Source organism: Kitasatospora sp. NPDC059722, from assembly GCF_042733235.1.
GTDB lineage: Bacteria > Actinomycetota > Actinomycetes > Streptomycetales > Streptomycetaceae > Kitasatospora.
In genome coordinates this window covers 1-5,896 of sequence record NZ_JBHWGD010000173.1, presented here as the reverse complement: position 1 = coordinate 5,896, position 5,896 = coordinate 1, and the positions used below count along the sequence as shown (strand labels likewise).

General features: G+C 72.0%; 3 protein-coding genes. All 3 read right to left on the bottom strand.

What is annotated here, in order from left to right; genetic code table 11:
• Positions 1-108 precede the first annotated feature (108 nt).
• The gene (locus tag ACFV4F_RS41415) at positions 109-2,886 is read right to left on the bottom strand and encodes a molybdopterin-dependent oxidoreductase (RefSeq protein WP_380510842.1); all 2,778 of its coding nucleotides are present in this window, start codon (positions 2,884-2,886) and stop codon (positions 109-111) included.
• Positions 2,883-3,707, bottom strand: coding sequence for an FAD binding domain-containing protein (locus tag ACFV4F_RS41410; RefSeq protein WP_380447540.1), 825 nt, complete (start codon positions 3,705-3,707; stop codon positions 2,883-2,885). Before ACFV4F_RS41410 ends, ACFV4F_RS41415 begins: the two co-directional genes overlap by 4 nt.
• Before the next feature lie 224 nt (positions 3,708-3,931).
• A partial coding sequence (locus ACFV4F_RS41405) for a collagenase (RefSeq protein ID WP_380510839.1) occupies positions 3,932-5,896 on the bottom strand: 1,965 nt, incomplete at its 5' end.

Here is a 5,896-nt window from a genome sequence, read left to right as displayed (position 1 = left end):
CCACGGTGGGCTGGGCGGGGGCGGTCAGCCGGGGGTCTGGGTGCGGCGGGGTGGGGGGGGCGGGGCGGCGGGCGTCGGCGCCGCCCCCCCGCCGCCCCTCTCCGTGCGTCAGCGGACGCCGCCCGTCCGCCTCCGGTGCTCGTCCAGCGCCTGCCACACCTTGTCCCGCAGGAACGGCGCCTCCGTGAACCGGATCCCCGTCGCGTCGCGCAGCGCGTTGGCGAAGGCGGGCGGCACCGGGTTGAACGGGCTCTCGGACATCGACTTGGCGCCGAGCGGTCCGATGGAGTCCGACGTGTCGGAGAAGTGCACCTCCGTGCGCGGCACGTCCGCGTACGCGGGCAGCCGGTAGCGCCGGAAGGCGGCCGTGGTGACCTCGCCCCGGTCGTCGACCAGGACCTGTTCGAACAGCGTCGCACCGAGCGCCTGCGCCACGCCCCCCTCGACCTGGCCGCGGCACTGCAGGGGGTTCATGACCTTGCCGGCGTCGGCGCCGTGGACGCTGCGCAGGATCCGCATCTCGCCGGTGTCCGGGTCGACGGCGATGCGGAACCACTGGGAGTTGAAGGCGATCGAGCGCGGCGAGCCGCCGAAGTGGCCGTCGGCGCTGAGCTCCACGCCACGGCCGCGCGCCGCCTCGAACACCTCCTTGAGCGCGACCGCCCGCCCGTCGCACTCCACCGCGTCCGCGGTGAGCCGCAGCAGGCTGCGCGGCGTGCGGGCGTACTCGGCGGTGAAGCCGAGGATCCGTTCGGCGAGCGCGTTGGCCGCCTTCATCACCGCCTTGCCCGCGACGACGGTGCCGGCCGAGCCGAAGGCGCCGGTGTCGTGCTTGACGACGTCGGTGTCGGACTGCCGGATCGCGATCCGGTCCACGGTGGTGCCGAGCGCCCCGGCGGTGATCTGCTTGTGCACGGTGGTGGTGCCGTTGCCGAACTCCGCCGTGCCCACGGCGATGTCGTACGTGCCGTCCTCCAGGAGCTTGACCGTGGCATCGGCGATGTGACCGCCGGGCGGGCCGCAGGCGATGGCCGCCATGGCGAAGCCCTGGCCCACCAGCCAGCCCTCGGGGGCGAGTTCGGCGCTGCTGTCGTTCGCGAGGGCGGTGCGGACGACGCCGAGGCACTGGTCGAGGCCGTAGCTGGCGATGTGGAGGTCCTCCTCCTCGCCGAGCGGGCCCTCCATGTGCTCGCCCGGGCCGATGACGTTGCGCTCCCGCAGCACCAGCGGGTCGATCTCCAGCCGCCGCGCGAGCTCGTCCATCGCCGACTCGACGGCGAAGGTGACCTGCCCGAGGCCGTAGCCGCGGAAGGCCCCGGCGGGCACGCCGTTCGTGTAGACCGAGTACGCGTCGACCTTCTTGTGCGGCGCGCGGTAGACGCCCATGGACTCGCCGACGCTGTGGAACATCACCGCCGGACCGTGGTTGCCGTACGCGCCGGTGTTCGACACGACGCGGAACTGGATGGCCGTCAGGGTCCCGTCCGCCTTCGCGCCGAGCTTGACGGTGATCGTGAACGGGTGCCGGGTGGTGGCGCCGTAGAACTGCTCGCCGCGCGTGAACTCCAGCTTCACCGGCCGGTGCAGCCGCATCGCCGCGAGCACCGCGATGTCCTCGGTGAGCATCTCCTGCTTGCCGCCGAACCCGCCGCCGACCCGGCCCGCGACCACCCGGACCTTCTCCATCGGCAGGTCGTACAGGTCGCACAGCGCCCGGCGGGTGAGGAACGGCACCTGGGTGGAGGACCGGACCACGATCCGCTCCTCCCCCGTCTCCCCCGTCTCCCCGGCCTCCCCGGCCTCCTCGAAGTAGACGACGCAGCCGTGCGTCTCCAGGCTGGCGTGCTGCACCCGCTGGGTGCGGAACGTCTCCTCGTAGACCACGTCCGCCGCGGCGAAGCCCTGCTCGACGTCGCCCATCTCGCCGTGGGCCTCGCCGCAGACGTTGTTCTCCGCGCGGGCGATCCGCGACTCCGGCCCCTTGGGGTGGATCACCGGCGCGCCGGGTGCCATCGCCTCCTCCGGATCGAGGACGTACGGGAGGTGCTCGTACCCGACGACGATCCGCCGGCAGCCCTCCTCGGCCGCGCCCTCGCTCTCGGCGACCACCGCGGCGACCCGCTGACCGACGAAGCGGACCACGTCGTCGAGCACCCGGGTGTCGTCCGGGTCCTCGGTGGGGTGCTCGTGCCGGGCGGAGGAGTAGAGCTTGTCGGGGGCGTCCTCGTGGGTGAACACGGCGACGACCCCGGGCACCCGCAGGGCCGCCGAGGTGTCGATGGAGACGATCCGCGCGTGCGGGTGCGGGGAGCGCAGCAGCTTCATGTGCAGCAGGCCCTCGACGTCGAGGTCGAAGGTGTAGCGGGCGGTGCCGGTGACCACCTGCGGCCCGGCGGGCGCGCCGAGGCTGCGGCCGACGGCCTGGCCGGCGCACGGCGCCTCGGTGTGCTTGACGCCCCGGATGGAGTCCTCGATCGCCCGGTAGCCGGTGCAGCGGCACAGGTTGCCCTTGAGGGCGCGCGGCAGGTCGGCGCGCTTGTCGTCGTCGAAGCCCTCGGCGGAGGTGGTCATCAGCATGCCGGCCGTGCAGAAGCCGCACTGGAAGCCCTGGGCGTCCAGGAAGCGCTGCTGCATCGGGTGGAGTTCGCCGTCCTTGGCGAGCCCCTCCACGGTGGTGACGGAACGGCCCTCGGCGCGCAGCGCCGGGTAGAGGCAGCTGTGCACCGGGTCGCCGTCGACCTGCACGGTGCAGGCGCCGCAGTCCCCGGTGTCGCAGCCCTTCTTCACCCCGAACCAGCCGCGCTCGCGCAGGTAGGTGCGCAGGCACTGGCCCGCCCGGGGCTCGGCGTCGAAGTCCTCGCCGTTGACGCGGATGGTGTAACTCATCGCCCGGCCTCCTCGACCAGTTCGCGGCGGATCTCCTCGGCGAAGCGGTGGGTCATGTGCCGCCGCCAGGCCGGGAGGCCGTGGATGTCGTCGAAGTACTCGTCGGGCCGGACGCCGTAGCCGACCGCCTCCCGGACGGCCTCGGCGTTCGGCGGGACGGCGAAGCGCAGCTGGATCGGACGGACGGTCGAGGCCGTGATCGTCAGTGCGAGTTCGCCGTCGACCGGGTCGACGGTGCCGATCAGCAGGGCGCCGGAGCGGCCGAGCCCGTACAGCGAGGCCTGGCGGAACGCCGTCCGGCTCGCCAGCGCGCGGGCGGGGACGGTGATCGAGCGCAGCAGCTCGCCGGGCCGCAGGACCTTGACGCCGGCGCCGGTCACGAAGTCCTTCACCGGCACCCGGCGCACCTCGCCCGTCTGGGACAGCAGGGTGCACACGCCGTCCAGGGCGGCGGTCAGCGAGATCATCGGCCCGGCCGGGAGCCCGTTGCACAGGTTGCCGCCGACGGTGGCCATGTTCCAGATCTTCCAGGAGGCGAGGAACGCGCGGCAGCACTGCTCGACGAGCGGCGCGGCCCGCCAGTGCGCCGCCCGGGCGAAGCGGGAGAGCTGGGCGATCGTGCAGGTCGCGGCGATCTCCAGGTCCCCCGAGGCGGTCATCCGGAGCGGCTCCCAGCCCATCCGGCCGAGGTCGATGAGCCGGCGGATGTGCGGCTGCGGCTCGGAGAACAGGTACGTGCCCCCGCCGAGCCAGGCGTCCCCCGGGCGCCAGGTATCGCGACGCCGCGCGTCACGCAGCTCCACCACCGTGTTCAGGTCCACGTCCAACCACCGTCCTCGACCGTTCAGTAGGGCGATTGAAGCAACGGCGGGAGCCGGGAACGAGTGGGCTGGGATACCAGGGCCGTGAGGCCGGATTGGATGATCAACCAAGCCGTGCACTTCGCAGTTGCGACGCTACTACGAGCAGTAGCCTCGCGGATGCAAGGAGCAGCGGGCCCGGGAGGGTGTCCCGGGCCGCCGCTGTCGTGTCTGTCCGCGAGGGGTCAGTACCGCGTGGTGACGGTCACCCCGCTGAACGCCGTCCGGGCGTAGAGGCTGATGTAGCGGTAGCCGGCCGTCGTGTTGGTGACGGTGAGGCTCTGGGTGGAGCCGTCGTTGAACGAAGCGCTCGTGTAGGCGTTGAGCGTGGCCCACGAGGTCGGGTTGTAGAGCAGGTAGGCCGTGCCGGTGCCGCCCTTGGTGGTGGCGGTCAGCGTGGTGGTGCCGGCCGGCAGCCAGATGTAGAGGTAGTCGAGGTTGCCCGCGGACGCGGACTGGTCGGTGCGGTAGCAGTTGCGGTCCATCACCCGGGTGTCGGCCGCGGTGCACGCCGTCGTGCCGTCGGTGACGGTGAGCGACTTGCTCGCGGTGGCGGTGTGGCCGCTGTCGTCGGTGACGGTCAGGGTGACGGTGTAGGTGCCGGGTGCGGTGTACGTCTTCGCCGGGCTGGCCGTGGTGGCGGTGGTGCCGTCGCCGAAGTCCCAGGCCCAGGAGGCGATCCGGCCGCCGCCGGTCTCGGTGGAGCGGTCGGTGAGCCGCACGGTCAGGCCGTCGGCGGTGCTGTCGAACGCGGCGGTCGGGGTGCCGCCCGTGGTGGCGCACGCACCGGCGGCGCAGGCAGTCAGCCAGGCGTCGAAGTCGGCGTCGTACGAGGTGCCGAGGGAGTTGTAGACCGCGTAGCCGCCGGGGTAGTCGCCGGTCCGGAAGTGGCCGAGCATCGCCTGGACGACGTCCGGGTGCTTCTCGACCATGTAGCGCACGGCGAGGTAGCCCCACGGGTAGGTGCGGGTGGTGTCGCTGTTGTCGTAGGTGTTCTGGAACAGCGTGCTGAGCTTGTAGGTGTGCTTGGCGGCCTCGGACACCGCCTGGGTGTCGGTGACGCCGCGGTAGGTGTAGGAGACGTACTCGGCGACGCCCTCGATCCACCACACGTCGGGCACGGCGATCTGCTGCGAGAAGTTGCCCTTCATGTCGTAGCGGGCGTCGAGGGCGTGCGTGTACTCGTGGTTGAGGTTCCAGACGCGGGCCGTGAAGCCGTTGTCGGTCGGGTGGCGGTAGGTGATCGAGAGCGGCTGGTTGGCGGGGCTGGTCGGATCGCCCGTCAGCGTCATGCCGCCGTTGTTGGTGTCGATGCCGTAGATCGGCCCGGCGTAGGTCTGGTAGTCCGCCGGGCTGGCGAAGTTGACCAGTTGGAGCGTGGACTCGTACTGGCCGGGTATCGGGCCGTTGTCCTTGACGAGGTTGTGGACGAACGGGTCCTGGTTCTGCAGGCTCGCGCAGACGGCGTCCAGGTCGGCCGCGGTGAGGTCCTGCGCGCGGACGGTGTGCGTGGCGTCGCAGGTGCGGCTGACCGGCAGGGCGGCGGCGGTCAGCCGCTGGGGCAGGTCGCAGACGCCGTAGTACGAGCACTGGGCCTGGTCGTAGGCGGCGGCCAGCCCGGCGACGCCGACCCACAGCGGGGCGGTCGGACCGGTGATGGACGAGGCGTCGAGCAGGCCCTTCATCAGCGGGCGCACCTTGGCCTGGAGGGCGGGGTGCTCGATGAAGCGGGCGGTCTCGATGCCGGCGTTGGAGTCGAGGAAGGAGTTGGTGCCGCCGAGCAGGCCGCGGTGGTCGAGCGCGAAGGCGTCGAGGGTGTCGATGAGGCCCGGGTCGGCGGTGACGGCGTCGACGTAGTCCTGGTTCTGGTGCCCGCGGAAGATCGGGGTGAAGACGTCGTTGACGAAGTTGACCATGTACCAGGAGGAGTCGTACGCGGCGGTGTAGCCGTTCAGCACCCGCTTGTACGTGCCGAGGTAGCGGGCCTGCAGGTTCGCGCTGTCGGTGAGGATGACGGCCTCGCCCGCGATCTGCCCGTTCGCGTCGCTGACGTCCGTGAAGTGCGGGCTCGCGGTGACAGCGTCGAGGGCGCCCGCCCCCGCGGTGGGTTGGGGGGTGTCGTAGGTGCCGGCGTGCGCGGGGGGGTGGAA

Excerpts from the sequence above, each read along its gene's own strand:
- ACFV4F_RS41415 (WP_380510842.1), bottom strand. The coding sequence starts at position 2,886 with ATGAGTTACACCATCCGCGTCAACGGCGAGGACTTCGACGCCGAGCCC.